A 24,156-nucleotide genomic window follows, 5' to 3' on the forward strand; every position below is an offset into this window, starting at 1 on the left:
CCAAAAAATAGCGCAAGAACTTCATTCCGAACTCCACGACGGGTTTGCGATGATCGCCCCGCCCGCTATCCCCGTTCATCCTTGAGCGCCTTTTCTGCGGCTTCCTGGATATCCTGTGCGCGGAGAGCACCAGGCGATCCCGCCGGCAGCAATTTCTGCGCCCGTTTGGCTTGGCCCTTGGCGTCGGGATACCGGCCTTCAGTGAGCGCTTCTTCCGCTAGCGCAAGGGCCGTGCGCCCTTCGTCTCCCTGACGGCCATAGACGGTTGCGAGCAGCTTCCAGGTCATCGGATCTTCCTGATCCATCGTTACGGCGTCGTTCAGGTTGTCCGCCGCCTCCTTTTCGAAACGCGGATCGCCCGTCTCGATCAAGGTTTGAGCAAGTTCGGTTTCGATAAGCGGATTATGCGGAAACGTCTTGTTGGCCTTCTGGTACAACGGCACTGCCTCGCGGACTTTGCCCGCTTCGAAGAGAAACTGGGCTTTGAGCTCATTGTAAAAGGGATCGTCAGGTTTTTCGGCAAGCAGCCCGTCGATCAGCTTGAGTGCCTCCTGTTCCTTGGCCTCTCGGTGATAGGCGATCGAGCGGGCGTAGCGCGCCTCGACGCTGTTGTCCGTGTCCTTATAGTGCTGGAAGACGCGCGGAACGGGCCACAAAAATCCGATCAGCTTGCCGCGCATGCGGGCATGCTGCTCGACATGACCGGGGAGGGGAGGGGCATTCGCATATTTGGATGTCTCGAGGAAATGTTCGATGAAGTCGATGCGGTCCTGGGTCAGAGGATGAGTCCGCAGGTAAGGGTCCTGGCGCTGCGCCGAGAGAAACTCCTGGCCTTCGAGTTTCTTCATGAAATCATATAATCCGCGCGCCGATTGACCGGACTCCTCGAGAAACGTAACACCGGCCTGATCAGCCGAACGTTCCTGCGTGCGGCTGAAAGAGAGAAAATTCCGCTCGGCCAGGCTCGAGCCGGCGCCGATGCCCGCAAGACCGGCATCGGCCTGCCGGCCACCCGTAGCGCCAATCGCGGCGGCCGCGAGAACGAGACCCAGGATTTCGAGGATTTCCGCGTGTTGAATGGCCTCGCCCATACGGGCAAGATGTCCGCCCGCAATATGGCCCGTCTCGTGCGCCATTACGCCGATCACTTGGTTGGCGCTGTCCGATCCCGTTAGCAATCCGGTATAAATAAAAATGTTGAGTCCGCCCGCGACGAAGGCGTTGATTTGGTTCTCGTTGACGAGAACGATTTGAACTTGGTTTGGGTCGAGGCCGGCTTCCCGCCATACTGGCGACGCCCAATCGCGTAAGTAGGACTCAATTTCCGCGTCGCGGATACGCGAAAGGCCAGGCCCATCGGCTAAGGCGGCGCTCGTCATCCCGCTCAGAAGGCTAATTACGGCTAGGGCAGCGCCAATGCATCTCAGTACGGGGTGTCTCGAAAGCATAGCTGAACCTAAGGACGGACAGCGCTCAGGTCAATGGAAGGTTGCGTAAGTCGCGAGCCTCGCTTAATAGCGACGGTGCCGACGTCGCTGCAAGAAACGGACGGAAGGAATGTCTAACGCACGGGTAAAGCCGAAGGTTTCGAGACGGGGTCGGGTTCCTCCCTTCATTGTGATGGATGTCCTGCGTGCAGCCAATGAGCGGCAAGCGGCGGGTGCCGAAGTCATCCATCTTGAGGTCGGCCAACCCGGCACGGGCGCCCCGGCGGGGGTGCTGGCGGCGGCGCGCGCCGCACTCGATGGGCATCGGCTCGGCTATACGGAAGCACTCGGCATCCCCAGCTTGCGTGCGCGCATAGCTCGATTTTATGCGGAGCGATATGGAACCAGCATCGAACCAGGCCGCATTGCCGTGACGACCGGATCTTCCGCAGGGTTTGTCGCAGCTTTCCTTGCCGCGTTCGACGAAGGTGACAGAGTGGCACTTGCTGCGCCGAGCTATCCTGCGTACCGCAACATCCTCGCGTCCCTCGGCTTGACGCCAGTAATCCTCGATGCAACCGTGGCCACGCGCTTTCAGCCGAGCGTCGAGTTGATCGAACGTGCCGCCCCGATCGCCGGACTTATCGTGGCGAGCCCATCGAATCCGACGGGAGCCATGCTACTCCCGGAGGCGCTTCGGACGATTGCCGATTATTGTGCGAATACAGGAATTCGCCTCATCTCCGACGAGATCTATCATGGCATCACCTTTGGGCCGCCTGCTACCACTGCGCTCGGCGCGAACCCCGACGCGATCGTTATCAACAGTTTCTCCAAATATTTCTCGATGACAGGCTGGCGGATCGGTTGGATGGTCGTTCCCGAAGAACTCGTACGGCCGATCGAATGCCTTGCACAGAATTTGTACATCAGTCCGCCGACGCTCAGCCAAATCGCGGCGGAGGTGGCATTCGAGTGCACGGCAGAACTTGATGCTATCGTGGCACGCTACGCACGAAATCGCTCCTTGCTCCTCCAGGAACTTCCAGCCGCAGGCTTCGACCGTCTGGCGCCCGCCGACGGCGCCTTCTACCTTTACGCCGACATAGGGCACCTGACCAACAACAGCGCGGATTTCTGTGCGCGAATGTTGGCCGAGATCGGGGTCGCCGCGACACCAGGCATCGATTTCGACGCCGAGAGAGGACATCGCTATTTACGATTTTCCTTTGCGGGTTCGGAAGCCGACATCGCAAAGGCCGTCGATAAACTGAAGGGGTGGCGCCGGTAATGCGTGCTACTCCGTCAGTCGCCGCCACCAGCCGCGCTTTTTCGGCTGCTCTTCGGAACCTGCGCCTACGGTGATCACGGGAATTGCGGGCGCCTGTGGTTGCGCGTGCTCATCCTTCGGCGAATTCCCTGCTGGGACCGCTTCCGCCGACTGGTTTGGCAGCGTTCGCACCTCGGACTCAGCGGACGGCGAGAAAGTAAGTGGCTCGGGCTCAGGCGTATGTTTGAGGGCCAACGCTGGGGGTTCAGCCGATGGCGCGATGAGAAGGCGCTCGGACTTGCTTGCCAGAGACGACGCGTGCGGGTCCTCAACCGACATGGCGTCGGCGTCCTCCGGCCGCCGCCGGCGACGGGGCCGGCGGCGTGGGGCTTGACCTGACTCAGCTGTCGCGAAGTCCGCGCTCGCCTCGAAAGCTGGACCTTCAGTCGGCGTAACTTCCAGGATGAACGGGCCGTCGCCGAGTGCTGGAGCGAGTTCCGAAACTTCATTCGCTGTCGAACCGGTGAATGAATGTTCTACGCCCGGCCGCTCGCCACGCCGCCGTCGCCGACCTCCGCGCCGGCCGCGCACACGCCGCCGCCGCCGCTCGCCCTCGCCGGAGCCTTCGAGAGGAATATCGCCATTCTCGGAAGGCTCGCGCGGAGAGGGCTGTTCGGGCAGTACGATTACCGCCGATGATGCGTCTACGCGATCGGCCTCTTCATCTCGGTGATCGGCGTGAAGGTGGCCGCCAAAGCGATCTTCGGCCGGCGCATTTCGAGTTGCGTTGGCCTGCGCGCGGGCGTCGACCGACGTTTCTCGGGCGTATTCGCCCAGCTCGGGGCGACCCTGGACGGTGTCGCCGCCACGCCGCCGCCGCCGCCGGCGCCGGCGCCGGCGGCGACCGTCGGGCCCCAGTTGATCTCCATCCGCGCGATGCTCCGCCACACCGGATTCGTCCTGACGCTGCTCGCTTAAGCGTTGCTCGCCTTCGTGGGGTTCGCTAACGCGATGCTCAACAGGATGCACGGCATCGCCATCGCTCTCGTCAACATGCTCTCCAGCACCTTTCGCCTCCGGTTCATCGGATGGGACGACGGCACTCTCATGACTCATGGGTGCTGGCGGCTGGGCGAGTAAATCCGCAGCCTTGAGCCGCTCTAGGCGAAAGGCGGGAGGCACCAGACCATCATCGGTCTCGATCGCCACGCTGAAATGGTAGCGTCGCTCGGTCTCGCCGATCGCTGCGCGTTTCTGGTTGAGGAGATAGAGCGCGATTGGCGTTGGCACCGTGAGCTTGATCTCGGCGCTGCGCTGACGGATGCCCTCCTCCTCGAGACCGCGCATGACGTGAAGAGCGGTCGATTCGATGGAGCGCACCCAGCCCGAACCGCCGCAATGCGCGCAGTGTTGCATGGTCGCTTCGATTAGGCTTGGCCGCAGGCGCTGACGCGAAAGCTCCAGGAGGCCGAACGCACTTATACGGCCAATCTGAATGCGCGCGCGATCGAGACGCATGGCCTCCTTAAGCTTGCGCTCGACGGCTGCATTATTGCGCGGCTCCTCCATGTCGATGAAGTCGATCACGATGAGGCCCGCAAGATCGCGCAGTCGCAATTGGCGCGCAATTTCTTCCGCCGCTTCCGTGTTTGTGCGAAGGGCAGTTTCCTCGATATTCCTCTCCTTGGTGGCGCGACCCGAATTCACGTCGATCGAAACGAGGGCTTCAGTGGGCGTGATCACGATGTAGCCGCCAGATTTCAATTGCACGCTCGGGCTGTGCATTCCATCGATCTGGTTTTCGACCTGATAGCGATGAAAGAGAGGGATGAGCGGGTCTTTGTATTGGTGCACACGCTTGGCGTGGCTTGGCGTTAACATGCGCATAAAGTCCTTGGCCGCCCGGTATCCGTCGTCGCCCTCGACGTGGATTTCGTCGATGTCGCGATCGTAGAGGTCACGGATCGCGCGCTTGATGAGATTAGCTTCTTCGTAGATGAGGGCCGGCGCCGTCGACTTCAGGGTCAAATCGCGGATTTCGTTCCAGAGGCGCATGAGATATTCGAGGTCGCGCTTTATTTCCGCTTTGCTGCGCTCCATACCCGCCGTACGAACGATGACCGACATGCCGTCCGGCACCTCGAACTCCTCCAGGATGTTTTTAAGCCGACGGCGATCCTTGAGATTGGTGATCTTGCGCGAAATGCCGCCGCCACGCGGTGTATTCGGCATCAGCACGCAATAGCGCCCGGCGAGCGAAAGGTACGTCGTGAGTGCGGCCCCTTTGTTGCCTCGCTCTTCCTTGACGACCTGGACGAGCAGAATTTGCCGACGCTTTGTTACCTCTTGGATCTTGTAAGGGCGCGGTGGACGGAACCGACGTGGGCCGACTTCTTCCATGTCGTCGCCCCCGATCGTCTCCACGTCCTCGCCTTCGGCCCTGTCTCCCGCATCTCCGTTGCCATTCGATCCGACGAGTGCACGTTCCTGCTCGAGGAGCGCCTCGCGATCCGCAACCGGGATCCGGTAGTAGTCGGGGTGGATTTCATTGAAGGCGAGGAAACCGTGCCGATTTCCGCCATAATCCACGAACGCGGCCTGAAGGGAGGGTTCTACCCGTGTCACCTTCGCGAGATAGATATTTCCCTTGAGCTGTTTCTTGGTCGCGGTTTCAAAATCGAAGTCTTCTAGGCGATTTCCTTTTAGCAGCGCTACCCGGATTTCCTCGGAATGCGCCGCATCAATCAACATGCGTTTTGCCATAAGGCAATGTCTCCGCGCACGCCACCACGGCCCCGTGCGAACGGCGGGCGGCAGCGTGCCTTGGCTCGCGGACCCGGCTCCCGCGAACTCAACCCGTCAAACACGGTTCCCGCTGTCGGCGGGACCATAACGGGGATCGCGTCCAGCGACCGCTTCCACGGTCACGTTTGAATCCGGATCCGATGTTCAACTATCGTCCGCAACAAGGCCGCTGACCGATAATCCTCACTTAAGCCCCATCGGCGATTCGGCGAGACTCGGTGCGCATATCCACTCAGCCTGCAAAGCGCACGCCCCGCACTTCTTCGAGGCAGCCCGCTGCGGCGGTTCGCATGTGTAACATACCGAGATAGTACACTTTGGACAAATAGTTATTAGCGTGCTGCAGAAGTGGTGCGACCGCGATCAGGCGCACTTCTTCGGCCCGAGAAGCGCCTCTTGGCTCGAAATTTTTCTGTTTCGGGGCATTTCGAGGCAGTATTGCACACAAAACGCGAGTAATTATTGAACTCGCGACTCGAAACCCGTATATGTAGCGGTTGACATGGGATTTGACCGCAAGATGCGGGTAGGAAGGCTACCGTGGCTCGGCTGGCTTGCCGGCTTCGCGGTTTTGCTTGCCTCACCGGCAGAGGGGGCGGAACTCACTGCGACGGCTGTCCATGTCAGCGTTGAACCTGCGCACACCCGCTTCATGGTCGATTTCAGCGATACCACGACGTTCCAGGTCTTCACGCTCCGAGACCCTTATCGCGTCGTGGTCGACTTGCCGCCCATCAACTGGAAGGTCGGGGCATCGGCGACAAGGGAACATGGCGGGGTCATCGACGGCTATCGCTTCGGCCTTTTCAGACCCGACACGTTTCGTATCGTGCTCGACGTCAATCGGCCGGTCGCAGTTGAAAGTGCCGTGACGACAGCGGCCGCCGATGGCGGTATGCACCGCTTGGTTCTCGACCTCTCCTCTATCAGCAAGGCGGAATTCGACCGCACCTACGTAGGACCGCCTCAGCCGAACGAGACCGCTGCTGTGCGGCCGTCGCCACCACCTCCAGTCGGTACTTTGCCGCGCAAGGACGGCAAGCGCATCGTCGTGATCGATCCTGGCCATGGCGGCGTCGACCCCGGGACCTCCGGGACAAGCGGGGTATACGAGAAGGATATCACGCTCGCCGCGGCTAAGGAGTTGAAGCGACAACTCGAAGTAAGCCGGCACTATCGTGTCGTGCTCACGCGCGACAGTGACGTATTCGTGCCCTTGCGCGAGCGCGTGGAGGTCGCCCGCGCCGCGCACGCCCAACTCTTCGTATCCCTGCATGCCGACAGTATTGCGAGTGCAGGTATCCAGGGCAGTTCTGTCTATACGCTCTCCGATAAGGCGAGCGATTCGGAGGCGGCGGCACTCGCCACCAAGGAAAATAAGGCGGACATCATTGCGGGCGCCAATTTGGCCTCCTATCCCTCGGACGTTACCGACATCCTCATCGATCTCGCCCAGCGGGAGACCAAGAACGATTCGATCAAATATGCCCATTTCCTCGTGCAGGAGCTCGACAAGAACGGGCGACTTCTCGGCCGCAGCATGCGCTCGGCCGGCTTTGCCGTTCTAAAGGCGCCCGATGTGCCTTCGGTGCTACTCGAAATGGGATACCTTTCCAACCCTAAGGAAGAGCAACAGTTGCGCAGCCCACAGTACCGTGCCAAGTTGATGGCTGCGGTCAAGCAGGCGATCGACGATTTCTTCGCCGAACAGGAACGATTGACGAAGTCATAGGACCGCCTCAATTTGGCGCCAAAATCACGAGCGTCGTCACCGAAGGCGTTCTTTTTTCAACGCGAAATCGATGATTAAGTGGCTTCTCAAGCGTTTACTTCTTATGGTCGGCCTCCTTGTCGGCCTTGGGATCCTGGGTGCGGCGGGAGTGGTAGCGCTCTTTTACCATTACGGCCGAGATTTACCCGATTATCACCAACTCGCAATTTATGAACCGGCAACCGAAACGCGCGTCCACGCGGGCGACGGGAGGCTTATCGCGGAGTATGCCACGGAGCGGCGCGTCTTCGTTCCGATCGAGGCAATTCCCGCGCGCGTGGTGAAGGCATTCATCGCCGCAGAAGATAAGAATTTCTACACGCATCCGGGCGTCGACCTGCTATCGGTCCTGCGAGCGGGGCTGCAGAATGCCGTACATTTAGGACAGAACCGCCGGCCGGTCGGTGCATCGACAATCACTCAGCAGGTCGCCAAGAATTTTCTATTGACCAACGAAGTCTCGCTCTCGCGCAAGATCAAGGAGGCAATTCTCGCGTTTCGAATCGAACGCGCCTTCACGAAGGAGCATATCCTCGAGCTGTATTTGAACGGAATTTATCTTGGCGGCGGATCCTACGGTGTGGCTGCTGCGGCACTGAACTATTTCGATAAATCGCTCGATCAGCTGAGCATTGCGGAGTGCGCCTATCTCGCCGCGTTGCCCAAAGCCCCGAATAATTACAATCCCGCCCGTTTTCCCGACCAGGCCAAAGCCCGGCGAGATTATGTGATCGAGCGTATGGCCGAGGATGGTTATATCACCGACCAGCAAGCGACCGACGCGAAGAATGAGCCGCTTGTCATAAAAGGTCATGTCGAAAGTGAGTTCGCAAACGCTGGCTATTTCAGCGAAGAAGTTCGCCGCGAACTTGTCGACCGATTTGGCGAAAAGGCGCTCTACGCGGGTGGCCTTTCGGTCCATTCGACCGTGGATCCCAAGCTTCAGGCATACGCTGACCAGGCATTGCGGGAGGGTCTTCTCGCGTACGACAGGCGGCACGGCTGGCGCGGAGCGCTCGGCCAAATTCCGCTCGTGGCCGGTGCGCCGGACGACGCCTGGGTTGCTCGCCTCGCCGATTTCCAGCGCCCAGTCGGTATTGGAAAATGGCAGCTTGCCCTCGTTCTCGGCACCGACGATGGGGGGGCCACGATCGGATTGGGCCATGGCCAAAAGCTCGACGCCAAGGATGTCCTCAAGGGCCGCATACCGTTCGAGGAGCTGAAATGGGCGCGCCCGGAGCTTGAAGAACAGCGCGTCGGTGCGGTACCCCGCAAGCCGAGCGACGTCCTTGCACCAGGTGACGTCGTGCTGGTCGAACCGGTCGAGAAAAACGTCGATGGCAAACCGTATCCGACCGCCAGCTATGGCTTGCGGCAAATCCCGGAAATAAGCGGCGCTGTTGTGGTGATGGACCCACATACGGGACGTGTGCTGGCGCTGACTGGAGGCTATCAGTTCGAGCGCACGCGCGATGAATTCGACCGCGCGGTTCAGGCGAAGCGCCAGCCGGGATCGGCCTTCAAGCCATTCGTATACTTGACCGCGGTGAACAACGGCTACACGCCCTCCACCATGGTTCTTGACGCGCCGTTCGTGTTCGATCAGGGGCCGGGTCTCGGCCTGTGGAAACCCGGCAACTACGAGAAGAAATTTTACGGGCCAAGCCCACTCTTCGTCGGGCTGGAACACTCGCGAAATCTAATGACCGTTCGTGTAGCCCAGAATATCGGAATGGAAAAAGTTGCCGAGACAGCGGAGCGCTTCGGCGTGATCGACCATTTGCAGCGTACGCTGGCGATGGCGCTGGGTGCTGGCGAAACAACGCTGCTGCGGCTCACGACCGCCTATAGCGAACTCGACAATGGCGGCAAGAAAATAACGCCTACCCTCATCGATTGGGTGCAAGATCGCCACGGTACGCTGATCTACCGCCACGACACGCGCGCCTGCGAGGGCTGCGCGAACGTAAGCTGGTCCGATCAGGCCGTTCCCGAGCTGCCTGATACACGCGAGCAGCTCGACGATCCGCGCAGCATATATCAGGTGGTCGCCATGATGCAGGGTGTCATCGAGCGAGGGACGGGTGTGCGCGCGCGAGTGATTGGCAAGCCTCTCGCGGGCAAAACCGGGACCACCGACGAGGACAAGGACACCTGGTTTATCGGCTTCACGCCGGACCTCGTGTGTGGCGTTTATATCGGCTTCGATCAGCCTCGCACGCAGGGTCCGGATGAGCAGGGCGCCTCGGTCGCCCTTCCTGTATTCATTCAGTTCATGCAGAAGGCGCTCAAGGACGAGCCAGCCATACCTTTCCGCATTCCGCCAGGACTTAACATGGTTAGGGTACGTGAATCGGATGGGCTACCGGCACAGTCCGGTGACCGCAATGTGATTTGGGAACCCTTCAAGCCCGGGACGGTTCCGCAAGCGCGCGGCCCCGTTATCGATGGAAGCGGTGTCGACACGAGCGGCAGTCCCGAAAGCTCTCCGGCAGCGCCGACCTCGACATCGGAAGGTACTGGCGGAATCTACTGACAGGCATAGCGGTGGCACTTCGTTTCCCAAGGCTTTGACGTCTGCTCTGCCCGCAGGAGCTTCCTCTTGCGCCATTTCGCCAGCTCCCCTATGAGAGTTACCATGCGCACCGAAATTGCAGCCGTCGTCAGCCAAATCGAGCAGTCTCTTGAGCTGCTGAGGAGGCACCTTTGACCTGGAGAATGCGGAAAAGAAGCTCGCGTCGATGAACGAGCGCGCCGAGGATCCCAAGCTCTGGGAGAATCCTGCCGCCGCGCAGGGCTTGATGCGCGAGCGCACGCTGCTCGAAAAAATGATCGCCAACTACCGCGCATTGGAACGTGAATACAAAGACAGTCTCGAACTCATTGAACTCGCGGAGGCCGAGGGAGACGCCGTTGTTGCGGCCGACGCGGAAGCCACCCTTAGGATGGTGCAGGTGCGTGCCGCCAAGCAGGAACTCGAAAGCCTTCTGGCGGGCGAAGCGGACGGCAACGATGCATTCCTCGAAGTGCATGCGGGTGCCGGCGGCACCGAGTCTCAGGATTGGGCTCAAATGCTTGCGCGGATGTATCTGCGCTGGGCCGACGATCACGGTTACAAGGTCGAATGGATCGAGGAGAGCCCAGGCGAGGAAGCAGGTATCAAATCCGCCACGATCCGCGTTTCGGGAGAAAACGCCTATGGGTGGCTAAAGACGGAGTCTGGTGTTCATCGTCTCGTGCGGATTTCACCCTTCGATTCGAACGCGCGCCGGCACACGAGCTTCGCGTCCGTTTGGGTATATCCTGTGATCGACGACGCGATCGAGATCGAAATACTGGAAAAGGATCTTCGCATCGATACCTACCGGGCGTCTGGCGCGGGCGGCCAGCACGTAAATCGAACGGACAGCGCCGTTCGCATTACGCATATGCCAACAGGCATCGTTGTCCAGTGCCAGAACGACCGCTCCCAACACCGCAATAAAGCGCAAGCCTTCGCCATGTTGAAGGCGCGCCTTTACGAGGAAGAGTTGCGCAAGCGCGAGGCTGTGATCCAGAAGGAGCACGACGCCAAGAGTGACATCGGATGGGGTCACCAAATTCGCTCTTACGTGCTCCATCCCTATCAAATGGTGAAGGATTTGCGCACGGGGGTCGAGACGAGCGATTCACGCGGCGTGCTTGACGGCGACATCGACAGGTTTCTCGAAGCGACCCTCTCGCAGCGGATCAAAGGTGGGGCTGCCGTCCCGGCCACAGTAACGGTAGAGGAGGAATAGGCCAACGCCGCTACTTAAAGCGCTGACTGCCTGCGATCGGCCAAAGAAGGGAGAAACATTTGGCGGCAATTTACGTCTATCCGCGTGACGCCACAGTCGATGGACCAAGGAGAATCGCTATGTTTGCATTCGGGAGAAAAAAGACTGAAATGCCGATGCCCGAGGATGCGCTGCCTGGGCGCGCCACGGCGATGGCGGTCCCCGAAAGGCATTTTGTGAGCGGGCGACCCCTAAAGCCGCCGTTTCCGGCGGGGATGCAGCAAGCACTATTCGGGCTCGGCTGCTTTTGGGGAGCCGAGCGCAAGTTCTGGCAGCAGCGAGGTGTTTACACGACCGCGGTGGGGTACGCTGGCGGGCACACGCCAAATCCGACCTATGAGGAGACATGCACAGGCCTCACGGGTCACGCCGAGGTCGTCCTCGTCGTGTTCGACCCGAAGGTCGTGAGCTACGAAGCACTTCTCAAGCTTTTTTGGGAAAGCCATGATCCAACGCAAGGAATGCGTCAGGGAAACGACGTTGGCACGACCTATCGCTCGGCAATCTATACCTCCGATGACGAACAAAAACGCGCCGCGGAAGCATCCTGCAAGGCCTATCAAAAGGTCCTTGCCGCCGCAGGCTATGGGCCGATTACAACCGAGATTCGGGCGGCCCCGCCATTTTACTATGCCGAGGACTATCACCAGCAGTATCTTGCCAAAAACCCCAACGGCTATTGCGGTTTAGGCGGTACCGGCGTGAGTTGTCCGGTCGGCGCGGCGGTCGCGGTAAGCGCCTGATCGAAACTCGGCGCACCTAACCACACCCGCTTTGGATCGCCTCGTCCGATGTCAACGCGCGCGAGACTGGCGTAGGGCCTTCGCGCAATAGAAAGATGCGAAGACCGACAACGCCCTCGCGCTCAGAGTGCTTTGAGGGCTTTCAAGACCTCGTCGACGTGACCTGGGACCTTTACCTTGCGCCACGCCCCTCTGATCTTGCCAACCTTGTCGATCAGAAAGGTCGAACGTTCGATGCCCATGTATTTGCGGCCATACATGCTCTTTTGCACCCAGGTGGCGTAGGCCTTGCAGATTTCGCCGCTCTCGTCGGACACAAGTACGAAGGGAAGGTCGTACTTCGCCTTGAATTTGTCGTGAGAGGCGACGCTGTCGCGAGAGACGCCAACGACGACGCCGTCGATGTCGCCGAACTTCGGGAGCGAATCACGAAAGCCGCAGGCCTCGGCAGTGCAACCGGAGGTGTCATCTTTCGGGTAGAAGTAGAGAACGACGTTCCGGCCCTTGAGCTTGGACAGAGTGACTTTGCCGCCCCCATCGGTCGGCGCGGTGAAATTGGGGGCGGGATCGCCCACATCGAGACTCATGGTAACGCCTCCTTCGCTTGATTTGACGTTGATGCCGTCGAACCGACCATGTTCGCCGGCGCAAGTTTTCGGGCGGGTTCCTCGATCAGGAACGCGAAATGTTCTCGCACACGCTCGGCGGTCGCGCAAAGTGCCGCTTTGAGCGTGGAAAAGTCAACCGCGCCGGCAGCACGCGAGATCACTTGACGCAAGCCGTCGGTCGCTTGATCTTCTTCGAAAGTCCGTTGCTCAGCCAGGCGCAAAATACCTTGAACGCGACGCCACAAACGCGTTGCCGCGATTAAGTCGTCGGCCATTTCGTTCTCGAGAACGCTGGCCGCTCTCAGACGGTCGAATGCCTCGGTGGTGTTCGGGCTAAGTACCTGCGGATAGGAATTTCCGTATCGAAGTTGGAGGTATTGCGCGATGAACTCGAGATCGACGAGTCCGCCGCGTACGCGCTTGCCTTCCCAAATGTTGCTCGTAGCGTGCGTTTTTTCGATGAGGGCGCGCATTTCGGCAACGTCATGGAGGAGCTTTTCAGGCTTGCGCGGCGCGGTCAGCACGTCGGCAAGTGCAGCCTCGATCCTTGCGGCGAACGCCACTGGACCGGCGACGACGCGCGCGCGCGTCAACGCCATATGCTCCCAAGTCCACGCGTCGCGCATTTGATAGTCGAGAAATCCTTGGAGGCTCGTCGCCAGGGGGCCTTTCTCGCCCGATGGTCGCAGTCGCATATCGACGTCATAGAGCCGGCCTTCAGCGGTGGGAGAGGTAATGGCGCTCAGGAGACGCTGGGAGAGGCGAACGAAATAATGACTGGGCGCAAGAGGGCGGCGCCCATCGGTCGCCTCGATACCGGCAGGGACATCGTAGATGAACAGAAGATCGAGATCGGACGTCATCGTCATTTCTCGCCCGCCCAACTTGCCGAGTGCGATGACGGCAAGATCGCCCACGGGAAGCCGGCCGTGCGTTTCGGCGAGTTCCGCCGTGACCGGCTCGATGAGCGCGCCGATAACGCATTGCGCGATATCCGCAAGCACGGGCCCTGCCGCCTCGGGGTCGAGCGTGCCCCGAAGCATTTGCACCCCGACCTGGAATTTTCGATCATTCGTCCAACGGCGCGTGATATCCAGCACGTCCTCGAAATCGTTTGCTTGGCGAAGCGCCTCTGCAAGGCTGGTGGCGAGCAACGAACGATCGGGCAGCGGGCGGAAAAAATCGCCGGTAAGAACGGAGTCGAGAAGAAGAGGATGCTGGGCTAGCTGGTCGGCAATGCGCGGAGCACTCCCCATGATCTCGGCAACAAGGCCGAGCAGACTGGGGTTCGCATGAAAGAGCGAAAAGAGCTGCACACCCTGCGGCAAGCGTGAGAGGAACCGGTCGAAACTAAGTAGGGCGGCATCGGGGTTTGCCGCTTTGGCCACGGCATCGAGCAGTGCCGGCGTCAGCTCCGTCAATAGCTCGCGCGCGCGGGTCGAACGCATGGCTCGGTAGCGGCCATGATGCCAGCCGCGGATTATTGCCGAAGCAGTCGCGGGTTCAACAAAGCCCAACCCCTCGATCGTCTTGAGGGTATCCGGATCGTGGTCGGCACCCGTAAATACAAGATTTCCAGATGCTACGCCGAGATTAGGCGCCTCCTCGAAAAGGCGTGCATAATACGCCTCGACCCGCCTCAGATGCCGCAACAACTCGGCGCTGAACGCAGCGCTGTTTTCGAAGCCGAGAAAGATCGCGAGGTGCTCAAGGCCATCGGTACTCTCGGGCAGTTCCTGGGTCTGCTGATCGTCGACCATTTGCAGGCGATGTTCGACGCGACGCAGAAAGCCATAGCTCTCGATGAGCTGATCGCCGATCTCTTGCTTGACGTGGCCTCCGGCGACGAGTGCCCGCAGCGCATCGCACGTTCCGCGCGCGCGCAAGGCAGGCTCGCGCCCGCCCCAGATGAGCTGTTGTGTTTGCGCGAAGAATTCGATCTCGCGAATGCCGCCACGGCCAAGTTTGAGATTCTGGCCCAGAACGATGATTTCATCGCCACCCCGATGAGCGTTGATCTGTCGCTTGATCGAGTGAATATCCCGGATTGCCGCGAAGTCGAGATGCTTGCGCCAAAGAAAGGGTCTGAGCCCGCGCAGGAAGCGCTCACCCGCCGCAAGATCGCCCGCGACAGGTCTCGCCTTGATGAAGGCTGCACGCTCCCAATTCTGCCCGAGGCTTTCGTAGTAAAATTCGGCGGCGGTCGTCGAAAGGGCTACGGGCGTTGCTGCCGGGTCGGGGCGAAGGCGCAGGTCGGTGCGAAATACATAGCCATCCGGCGTACGCTCCTGCATCATGCGAACGATGTTACGAGTGAGTTTCACGAAATTCTTGTTGATCGTATCGCGGTCGTCGCACTGAACGATTTCATCGTCGTAAAGTGCTACGAGGTCGATGTCGCTCGAGTAATTGAGCTCGAATGCGCCGAGCTTTCCCAGGCCGAGGATGAAATAGCCCGATCCCTCCTCTGGCCGCTTGCCGTCGACAAGCCTGAGCCAGCCGCGAGCGGCCGCCTGCGCGAGCTGGTGGCGCACGGCAAGCTGAAGCGACAGGGCGGCGACTTCGCTCAAGGATGCGGTGACCCGCTCGAGCGGCCATGTCATTGCGATGTCGGCAACCGCGATTGCAAGTGCCGCGCGCCGCTTGGCCGTTCGCATCGTAGCCATGACCTGATCGGTGGCGGCAGCCGTAGGATCGACCTGGCCGAGATCGCTGAGAACTTGCGAGTAGCTTTCTTCGACGCTGCCATTCAATAATGAACATGTGAAGGCCACATCGATCAGGGCACAATGGGTAAGGAACGGACTGTTGCCGAATAGGGCATCGAGCATCCGTCGCATAGTGGCGTCGCCGACGAGCGCCGCCGCAGCGGTCTCCAGCGCCCGATCGCCGCTTGCCGCCGCCTCTTCGGTCCACCGTTCAAGCCCGATCGCGGCGCGGACGGGGTCTGCGGCTCTTGGCAGTGCCGGCGAATCTGTCAAGAACGTCGAACTTTCCATTTCCTATCGGGTCCCGACGCTGCAAACTGCGCGAAGGCTGCATGACGGTCAAGCGTTCTCGAGGAAATCGCCCTAAGTGGTTCCCCATTCGGTAAAAATTTTCTTGGAGGTTATCGTCACGCTGCTGGCGGGCCTGGTGATTGTCGCGGCCCTCGCGCTTTGGCGGCTCTCGGCCGGTCCCATCTCACTCGACTTCCTTACGCCCTACTTCGAATCCGCACTGTCGGCGACCGACAACCGGTTCTCGGTGAGGCTCGACAGTACCGTGCTTCTGTGGGACGGCTGGAGCCGCCCGCTGGATCTTCGTGCGCGCGGCATCCACGTGCTCGACCCGCAGGGTGAACCGCTCGCCACGCTGCCGGAGATGGCCATGCGCCTGAGCGTAAGCGCCCTCAAGCACGGCGTCGTCGCGCCGACATCGCTGGAGGCCATCGGCGCGAGGGTTCACCTTCGCCGCCGGGCCGACGGTGCGCTCGACCTCAAATTTTCCGACGAAGCGAGGGAGCCAAACCTCCCCGGAGTGGTCCCGACCCTGACTGCGGACCTGCTGAAGCCGACCGATCCCCAACACCCGTTGAGCTACCTCCGCGAGATAAGCATCACCAACGCGGAATTGGTGATCGACGACGCCAGGTGGGACACGTCATGGAAGACCCATATCGACCGCTTGGCGTTCGACCGCGACGCCGTAGGTATCAGAGGAAGTGCTTCCATCCAATTCACGGTCAACCAGAATGTGAGCCACGTCTACGCAAGCGGTCTCTATGTCGCGGCGACCCAGCTAATAAATCTCAGCGCGTCGTTCGCCGAGGTCCGTCCGGCGGTTTTTGCCCGTGCGACACCTGCGCTTGCGCCACTCGAGGGGTTCTCCTTGCCGCTCAGCGGGCATCTTGAATCGCATCTGGACCTCGCCGGACACATCGAGGAACTTCACTTCAACGTCGCAGGGGGTTCCGGCGGGATCCAGATCGCCGATCTCTTTCCAGATGAGATTGCGGTGCAGAGCATATCCCTGAGTGGCGCCCTCGAAGATCGTGGGGAGCGACTGACACTCGATCAGGCCCTTGTCGACCTCGGCGGTACCACGATTGGGCTGTCTGGCGCCGTCACGGGGCTCGAGGGTGTGAGTCAATTTGCCATGGAATTGACCGCACATAATCTCAAGATCGATCAGTTCCCGCAGCTTTGGCCCCCCAAATTGGCACCGAATCCGCGCGCGTGGATTACCGCGAATCTTTCGGGGGGCGCCGTGCAGGATATGCATGCGAAAATCATCGCCCATGGAGACGGCCTCGACCTCGCGAGTGTCAAGCTCGACCAGCTCGGCGGAACGATGACTTTGTCGGATATCGATGTGCATTATCTCGGGAAGATGCCGAGCGTGAGCGGTACTTCTGGCGAAGTACAATTCGACGACAAAAGCTTCAATATCAGCCTCAGCAAGGGTGCCGTCGAAGGATTGTCGATCGATCAGGGTACGATCGCGATCACGGGACTCGATGGCGACGATCATCGCATTGGGATAGATCTGGCCATTTCGGGATCGCTACAAGGAGCGCTTCGGCTTATCGATTATGAACCACTCGGCTACGCATCCGCACTCGGTCTCGATCCCAAGACGGTAGACGGCACCGTCTCAGCCCAGCTCGATCTCAAATTCCCACTTTTGCACGATCTTCGTTTTGCGCAAGTCCAATTGGGTGCGACTGCCGATCTCAAAGACGTATCCATCGCAAACGAATTTTTCGACCAAGACGTCACCAATGGCGTCCTCGCTCTCAAGGTCGACAAGGACGGCATGAATGTTACGGGCACTGCCAACATTGGACCGGCTCCCGCAACGTTTAGTTGGAACGAGCGCTTTGGTAAAACGATCGATCGGACCGTCCATCTCAAGGCCGAGCTCGACGACGCGTCGCGTAAGGCATTCGAGCTCGATTACGACGGAATGCTTCTCGGTCCGACACCGCTCGACCTCCAATACCATGCTAGCGACCGTACGTCCGCGAAGATCGAGGTTTCGGTCGATCTAGGCAGATCGACGATGACACTGCCTTACACCGACTGGCGGAAAGACCCCGGCACGCCCGGCACGGCACGTCTGTCGCTAGTCACGGCAAACGACAAATTGAAGACAATTTCAAGCTTCGATGTCGAAGCGGGCGATCTGGTTGCCAGGGGGCAGGCGGATTTCGATGTGCAAACCGGTGCCTTGCGCACCATCGGGTTCGATCGCTTGACGTTTGGGCACAACGACCTTTTCGGCAGGGTTGAGCGGCGCACGGATGGCACTTACGACGTCCGCGTACGTGGGCCCAGCATCGACGTCTCGCCATTGGTCAAACTGAAGAAGACAAGCGAGACGGCGTATCAAATGGGTCCAACCGCACCACCTGAACGCGGACCCAGGCTGGCCCTCAATATCGCCGCAGATACGCTGTGGCTTTCGAACAGGACGAACCAGACTTTGCACGACGCGAGCGCTTCGATCGACTATGACGGGCTTCGGCCCACGCGCGCCGAGGTGGACGCAAAGACGAAGAGTGGCGCGCCGGTCACAATCCGGATTACGCCCGCCGACAATTCGCGCGACCTATTGATCAGTTCGACCGACGCCGGCGAGGTATTCAGAGCACTCGATTTCACCGACGATATCGTGCGCGGGAAACTCGTGGTTACCGCTCGTTACGACGATACAGTTCCAGAATCGCCCCTCGCGGGGACGGTGAAGATCGACGATTACGCGGTCCTCAACGCACCACTGATGGCGAAGATCCTCACGCTCGCGTCGTTTTCGGGCATCGTCGATAGAATGAACGGTGAAGGAATCGGATTTTCGAGCCTTGCGGTCTCTTTCACCAAGACAGGTCCGCTAATCACAATGCAGGACGGCCACACCTCGGGATCGGACCTCGGCTTCACGTTCGAAGGAACGTTCGATCTCGATGCCGAAACCGTCATGGTGAAGGGCACAATCGTGCCGATCTACACGCTTAACAGCTTGCTTGGACATATTCCGCTATTGGGCGACATCCTGGTCGGCCCGAAGGGTGGAGGATTGTTCGCCGCCACCTATCAGGCAAACGGCAAAATCGACAATCCGAATGTGTCGGTCAATGCGCTCTCCGCTCTGGCGCCAGGTATTCTCCGAGAGCTTATATCGGGCAGCAGCGCGTCAGCGCCCGAACAAGCGCAAACACCCAGCAGCGGTACATCGCCACCCGCGCAAATCCAACCGCCGAGATTGAATGACCGTTAGTTCGGATCTGAAGTTCCTAAACGTGGCTGCCACCAAAATGCTAGGAACTTCAAATCCGAATGCCACACTCGATACAATATATTTCTCGTGTGGCTTTGAATCCGAAATTCGCTCCCGGTCCCGCCCCCTAATGTGGCGAATTTCGGATTCGCCACACTAAACGACCTTCATGATCGCATGCCTCTTCCGGCCGTGGGAGAGCTTGATGATGCCGTCCGCATTGACGTCCGACACCGTCAAAACGCGTTTTTCGTCAGTAACGACCTCGTCATTCACGCGGATTGCGCCGTCTCGAATTTTCCGACGCGCGTCGCTGTTGCTCGACGCAAGGCCAATCCTGTTGAGAAATTCGATGAGCGCCGAACCGGATTCGAGATTCCGACGGCTCACTTCGATTGTGGGCAATTCCTCGCCTGCGGCTCCCTCGACAAAGGTGCGGCGTGCCGTCTCCGCGGCCGCGTCGGCAGCCGGCCTGCCATGGCAAAGGGCCGTCGCCTCGTTCGCCAGCACGATCTTGGCGTCGTTGATCGCGTTTCCCTTCATCGAGTCGAGACGTTCGATCTCATCGAGGGGAAGATCGGTGAAGAGACGCAGAAAGCGCCCAACATCCGCGTCATGTGTATTGCGCCAAAATTGCCAATAGTCATACGGCGCAAGCATTTCGCCATTGAGCCATACCGCGCCCGATGCGGTTTTGCCCATCTTGCTACCCGCCGAAGTCGTTATCAGCGGGGTCGTCAGGGCAAATAGCGTCCGCCCGTCGACCCGCCTTCCGAGATCGATTCCATTCACGATATTGCCCCATTGGTCCGAGCCGCCCATTTGCAGAGCGCAACCGTAGCGTCGGGCCAATTCCAGGAAATCGTACGCCTGCAAGACCATGTAGTTGAATTCAAGAAAGGAAAGTGGCTGATCACGCTCCAGGCGGAGCTTGACGCTGTCCATGCCAAGCATGCGATTGACCGAGAAATGGCGGCCGATGTCGCGCAGGAAGGAAATATATTCGAGCCGGTCCAGCCATTCGGCATTGTTGACCATCGTTGCGTCGCTCGGCCCGTCGCCGAAGGTAAGGAAGTTCGTGAAGACGCGCTTGATGCTCGCCATATTTGAAGCGATCTCTTCTTCGCTCAAAAGCTTTCTTGCCTCATCCTTTCCTGATGGGTCGCCGACCTTGGTCGTTCCTCCGCCCATCAGCACGATCGGCCTATGGCCTGAGCGCTGAAAATGGCGCAAAAGCATGACAGAAAGGAGATGTCCGACGTGAAGGCTCCGCCCGGTGCAATCAAAACCGACGTAGGCCACGATGCGCCTTTCCGCCATGAGCGCGTCGAGCGCTGGCGGATCGCTGACCTGGTGCACGAACCCGCGGGCTTGGGCGATGCGCAAGAAATCTGAACGAAACTCTGGCATGGCTCGGCTGCAGTAACCCTTTGGCATCAGGCGATAATGACGATCGGAATCGCACGGCTTGCCGGGCGCGCGGAGCTTTAGCACAATCGCCTTGTACCGACAACGACGAGCCGCCGCGTTCACGGCGCTTTGGCTAGCGAAGGAATCGTTAATCGGATGGACTTGGACTTGCCACTGACCGCCCTCGGCCTGATGAGCGGCACTTCCCTCGACGGCATCGACGTGGCCCTCCTGCGCACGGACGGCGAGTCGCTCATTGAAACAGGGCCTTGGGCCACCTTTACCTACGAGCCCAATCTGCGAGAGCTTGTACGCGATGTCTTGGGAGCGAGGGGCCTTGTGGGAGAGGCCGAGTCCGAACTTACGCTTGCCCACGCGAAGGCCGCTCGACGATTTCTCGAACAGCACCGAATTTTGACCGAAGCTGTCGACCTCATTGGCTTTCATGGCCACACGATACTCCATCGCCCTCAAGACGGCCGGACGATACAAATCGGCGACGGAGCGCTTCTTGCACGCGAGACGGGCGTCTCGGTCGTGAACGACTTCCGAAGCGCCGATGTCGCGGAAGGCGGTCAGGGCGCGCCATTGGCGCCGCTTTTTCATGCCGCCCTCGCGCGGGGATTGGATTTACCGGTCGCGGTCCTCAATCTTGGTGGTGTCGCTAATGTGAGTTGGATTGGCGCTGACAATGCGGTTATTGCCTTCGACACGGGGCCAGGCAATGCGCCGGTCGACGATTGGGTCCGGCATCACACGGGAGAGGCCATGGACACTGGTGGAGCACTTGCGCGAGCGGGGCGAGTAGATCGCACCCTTCTCGCCGACTTGCTCGACCACCCTTATTTCGATATGCCGCCACCCAAGTCTCTCGATCGGAACGATTTCGGTTGGCGCGCGGTTGCGGGGTTGAGCGTGGAGGATGGGGCCGCGACCTTGGCCGCGCTTGCAGCGCACGGCGTTGCTCGCGCGGCCGACCATTTTCCAGCGCCCGTGAGACGGTGGCTCGTTACCGGCGGCGGGCGGCACAATTCGGCGATTATGTCGGCGCTCGCAGGGGTTCTTGGGGTCGGCGTCGAGCCGGTTGAGGCGGTTGGGTGGCAGGGCGACGCACTTGAGGCTCAGGCGTTCGCTTGGCTTGCCGTAAGGTCGTATCGCGCGCTGCCCCTTAGCGTGCCTTCGACGACGGGCGTACGGCGCCCCCTCACGGGCGGCAGACTCTTCCGAGCGCAGGGTCGCTGAAAGCAACCCAAAAAACGCAAACCCGATCCGTGGCAGCCGCCATAGCTCGCAAGTGCGCGCCCAGTACTTACTCGGCTGCCTGCGCCATTCTGGCGTCGAGATAGCTTTCCATATGGGAAACGACCACTTCCAAATGCTGAGCGAAGAAGTGATTTGCTCCGGGCACAAGGCGGTAGTCGATTTTTATGCCGCGCTGATGATTGAGTTTGTCCACCAGCTTGTTCACAGAATCGACCGGGACGATTTCGTCGGCATTGCCTTGCACGATAAGGCCTGAGGCAGGACACGGCGCGAGGAACGAGAAATCGTAGATGTTGGCCGGCGGGGCCACCGATATGAAGCCGTCGATTTCCGGCCGCCGCATGAGCAACTGCATGCCGATCCAGGCACCAAAGGAAAAGCCCGCGATCCAGCAGCTCGTCGAATTTGCATTGAAGGTCTGGAGCCAGTCGAGTGCGGAAGCAGCGTCGGAAAGCTCACCCTCGCCCCGGTCGAAGCTGCCTTGGGAGCGCCCGACGCCGCGGAAATTGAAACGAAGCGTCGAAAATCCCCTGCGCACAAAGGCCTGGTAGAGATTGTAGATAACCTTGTTGTTCATTGTGCCGCCATGCTGCGGGTGCGGATGCAGCAGCAGCGCAACGGGCGCGTTGGGCACCTTGCTGTGGTGGTAGCGGCCCTCGATGCGGCCCTCGGGCCCGCTGAAGATGACTTCAGGCATGGATCAAAACTTCCTTATTAACCCACTCGACATAAGGCCGGAGGCCGGTTTCCGCACGGCACGCCGGTTGAGCTCCCCCGCGGCTTGTCGACTTGGCCGCTTAACTTGACCGTTAATTCTGGGCAAACTATATGCCCGCCTTGGTACCCTGCGGCCGAGGGGCCTGATTTTGGCCATGTCGGACCAGCCGGGGAATGCCGAGAGATATCGCAGTCGGGCGATGATTTTCAAGAGCTTACGCGATCAAATTGACTCGATGATGGTCCGGGACCCTGCAGCACGGTCTCGGATCGAGGTCGTTTTGGCCTATCCGTCGCTTCATGCGCTGCTCATTCATCGCCTTGCGCATGCGGCTTGGCGCCGGGATTGGCGGCTTCTGGGCCGGGTTTTATCCAATTTCGGACGCTTCCTGACCGGCATTGAAATACATCCAGGGGCGAAGATTGGTTCGCGGCTATTCATCGACCACGGGCTCGGGGTGGTGATCGGCGAAACGGCAGAGGTCGGCAACGACGTTACGATGTACCACGACGTAACGCTTGGCGGGGTGCTGCCGTCGGTGAATTCGGCGTCACAGATCGGGGTCAAGCGCCATCCGACGATCCAGGATGGGGTAATCATCGGATCGGGGGCTCAGGTGCTGGGCGCCATTACGGTAGGCGAGGGTGCCCGGATCGGAGCCAACGCCGTGGTCACCAAAGATGTTCCCGCCGGGGTCACGGTGGTCGGCAACCCATCGCGCGTCGTTATGCCGCACGATAGACGAGCCGCAACGACATTCATGGCCTACGGCACCCCGACGGGCGAAATGGCCGATCCCCTACTGCGCGCGATCGAGGATCTGCGCAGCCATGTGAATACGCTGAGCGTCCAGGTCGCAGAGCTCGAAGCGCGCCTCGCGGCCGAGGAAAACCGCCAAGCGGAGGATGAGCCACCGAGTCTGGCTGCATCGGGTAAGCTCTAAAAGCATTTCAAAAAATCATGTCGCGGCATAGGCTGGGCCACGTGAACGCCGTCTATCTTGATTACAACGCGACGGCGCCGGTACGGCCGGAGGTTTGTGCCGCCGTCGCCGAAGCTCTCGCGGCGCTGGGCAACCCGTCATCCGTGCATCGCTTCGGGCAAAAGGCGCGGCGTCGAGTCGCGGATGCGCGCGAATCGGTTGCTGCGCTCGTTGGTGCTCGTCCGGCCGAGGTCGTATTCACGAGTGGCGGCACCGAGGCGAACAACCTCGCACTCCGCGGCTGCAGCCGCACGCGCATAATCGTATCGCAGATCGAACACGATTCCGTCCTCGGCGCTGTGCCGCAGGCGACGCGTATTCCCGTCGACGAGAATGGGATCGTCCGTATCGACTCGCTTGAAACAACCCTTGCGGCGGATCCGGAGCCGTCACTCGTCTCGGTAATGCTCGCGAACAACGAGACGGGCGTCATACAGCCGGTCGAAGAGGTTGCGGCATGCGCTCATGCCCATGGCGCCCTCGTACATTGCGATGCGGTTCAGGCGGCGGGAAAGATCCCGGTCGACATCACAGTACTCGGTGTGGATTTCATGTCGCTTTCGGCCCACAAGCTTGGTGGGCCGCAGGGTGTGGGCGCCTTGATCGTGCGAGACGGTGTCGAGATTGCCGCACGTCTTCGCGGCGGCGGGCAGGAACGGTCAATGCGCGCGGGCACGGAAAATGTGCCCGGCATCGCCGGCTTTGGCGTTGCCAGTTTGGCCGCACGCCAGGCGCTCGAGGGTTACTCGCGCTTGACGGCGCTCCGCGATCGCCTAGAGAGCCGGATTCGGACGATGGCGCCCAGTGCCCGTTTCTTTGGCCAAGGTGCTCGAAGGCTTGCCAACACGGCGTGCTTTACGATGCCGGATGTTCCAAGCGAAACCCAGGTGATCGCCCTCGATCTTGCCGGAATTGCGGTTAGCGCGGGGTCAGCATGCTCATCGGGGAAAGTTCGACCGTCCCATGTCCTGCAGGCCATGGGTGCGAGCGACGCCGAGGCTGGCAGCGGCATTCGCGTAAGCCTTGGCTGGTTGACCGATGACGTTGAAATCGACCGCTTCCTTGAGGCTTGGTCCGCTATAT

The 24,156-nt window shown here is 60.2% G+C and carries 15 protein-coding genes; 9 read left to right on the forward strand and 6 right to left on the reverse strand.

Features of this window, described 5'->3' with window-relative positions:
- Window positions 1-65: 65 nt before the first annotated feature.
- Window positions 66-1,379, reverse strand: a complete 1,314-nt coding sequence (locus VEJ16_00005) for a M48 family metalloprotease (protein ID HYB08035.1) — start codon at window positions 1,377-1,379, stop codon at window positions 66-68.
- 178 nt (window positions 1,380-1,557) lie between these two features.
- On the opposite strand from VEJ16_00005, the gene VEJ16_00010 reads away from it, so the two are divergent.
- Window positions 1,558-2,718 carry an aminotransferase class I/II-fold pyridoxal phosphate-dependent enzyme gene (locus VEJ16_00010; GenBank protein ID HYB08036.1) on the forward strand — a complete coding sequence of 387 codons (1,161 nt, stop codon included), beginning with the start codon at window positions 1,558-1,560 and terminating at the stop codon, window positions 2,716-2,718.
- Between the two features lie 6 nt (window positions 2,719-2,724).
- Here VEJ16_00010 and VEJ16_00015 read toward each other — a convergent pair whose 3' ends face one another.
- Window positions 2,725-5,460 carry a ribonuclease E/G gene (locus VEJ16_00015; protein HYB08037.1) on the reverse strand — a complete coding sequence of 912 codons (2,736 nt, stop codon included), beginning with the start codon at window positions 5,458-5,460 and terminating at the stop codon, window positions 2,725-2,727.
- Between the two features lie 562 nt (window positions 5,461-6,022).
- On the opposite strand from VEJ16_00015, the gene VEJ16_00020 reads away from it, so the two are divergent.
- From VEJ16_00020 to msrA, 4 genes are all read left to right on the forward strand, one after another.
- Complete coding sequence (locus VEJ16_00020; GenBank protein HYB08038.1) at window positions 6,023-7,234, forward strand: N-acetylmuramoyl-L-alanine amidase; 1,212 nt, start codon at window positions 6,023-6,025, stop codon at window positions 7,232-7,234.
- A 70-nt stretch (window positions 7,235-7,304) separates the two neighbouring features.
- Window positions 7,305-9,809, forward strand: coding sequence for a penicillin-binding protein 1A (locus VEJ16_00025; protein ID HYB08039.1), 2,505 nt, complete (start codon window positions 7,305-7,307; stop codon window positions 9,807-9,809).
- Window positions 9,810-9,911: 102 nt separating this feature from the next.
- Window positions 9,912-11,052, forward strand: a protein-coding gene (prfB, locus tag VEJ16_00030; GenBank protein HYB08040.1) for a peptide chain release factor 2 whose coding sequence is annotated in 2 segments (ribosomal slippage) — window positions 9,912-9,980 and window positions 9,982-11,052 — 1,140 coding nt in all. Because the reading frame shifts where the segments join, the coding sequence is not laid out codon by codon here.
- 113 nt (window positions 11,053-11,165) lie between these two features.
- The gene (gene msrA / locus VEJ16_00035) at window positions 11,166-11,834 is read left to right on the forward strand and encodes a peptide-methionine (S)-S-oxide reductase MsrA (GenBank protein ID HYB08041.1); all 669 of its coding nucleotides are present in this window, start codon (window positions 11,166-11,168) and stop codon (window positions 11,832-11,834) included.
- A 122-nt stretch (window positions 11,835-11,956) separates the two neighbouring features.
- Here msrA and VEJ16_00040 read toward each other — a convergent pair whose 3' ends face one another.
- Window positions 11,957-12,421 (reverse strand): peroxiredoxin, encoded by a 465-nt coding sequence (locus tag VEJ16_00040; protein HYB08042.1) that lies wholly within the window; start codon window positions 12,419-12,421, stop codon window positions 11,957-11,959.
- On the reverse strand, window positions 12,418-15,441 hold the full coding sequence (locus VEJ16_00045) for a bifunctional [glutamine synthetase] adenylyltransferase/[glutamine synthetase]-adenylyl-L-tyrosine phosphorylase (GenBank protein HYB08043.1): 3,024 nt from the start codon (window positions 15,439-15,441) through the stop codon (window positions 12,418-12,420). The genes VEJ16_00040 and VEJ16_00045 overlap by 4 nt, the downstream gene beginning before the upstream one ends.
- Window positions 15,442-15,517: 76 nt before the next feature.
- Here VEJ16_00045 and VEJ16_00050 point away from each other — a divergent pair, with 76 nt between their 5' ends.
- Window positions 15,518-18,700, forward strand: coding sequence for an AsmA-like C-terminal domain-containing protein (locus tag VEJ16_00050; protein ID HYB08044.1), 3,183 nt, complete (start codon window positions 15,518-15,520; stop codon window positions 18,698-18,700).
- A gap of 156 nt (window positions 18,701-18,856) precedes the next feature.
- On the opposite strand, the gene tyrS is transcribed toward VEJ16_00050, so the two are convergent.
- Window positions 18,857-20,110: a tyrosine--tRNA ligase gene (gene tyrS, locus VEJ16_00055; GenBank protein HYB08045.1), complete on the reverse strand. Its 1,254-nt coding sequence runs from the start codon at window positions 20,108-20,110 to the stop codon at window positions 18,857-18,859.
- Between the two features lie 156 nt (window positions 20,111-20,266).
- On the opposite strand from tyrS, the gene VEJ16_00060 reads away from it, so the two are divergent.
- A complete protein-coding gene (locus VEJ16_00060; protein HYB08046.1) occupies window positions 20,267-21,352 on the forward strand; it encodes an anhydro-N-acetylmuramic acid kinase in 1,086 nt (361 codons plus the stop codon).
- Between the two features lie 67 nt (window positions 21,353-21,419).
- On the opposite strand, the gene VEJ16_00065 is transcribed toward VEJ16_00060, so the two are convergent.
- Window positions 21,420-22,070, reverse strand: coding sequence for an alpha/beta hydrolase (locus VEJ16_00065; protein HYB08047.1), 651 nt, complete (start codon window positions 22,068-22,070; stop codon window positions 21,420-21,422).
- Between the two features lie 220 nt (window positions 22,071-22,290).
- Between VEJ16_00065 and cysE the strand changes: the two genes are divergently transcribed.
- Together cysE and VEJ16_00075 are read left to right on the forward strand one after the other, a co-directional pair.
- Window positions 22,291-23,034 carry a serine O-acetyltransferase gene (cysE, locus tag VEJ16_00070; GenBank protein HYB08048.1) on the forward strand — a complete coding sequence of 248 codons (744 nt, stop codon included), beginning with the start codon at window positions 22,291-22,293 and terminating at the stop codon, window positions 23,032-23,034.
- A 41-nt stretch (window positions 23,035-23,075) separates the two neighbouring features.
- Window positions 23,076-24,156: cysteine desulfurase family protein (locus tag VEJ16_00075; protein HYB08049.1), on the forward strand; the 1,081-nt coding region annotated here is incomplete at its 3' end.

Source organism: Alphaproteobacteria bacterium (assembly GCA_035625915.1).
Classification (GTDB): Bacteria; Pseudomonadota; Alphaproteobacteria; order JACZXZ01; family JACZXZ01; genus DATDHA01.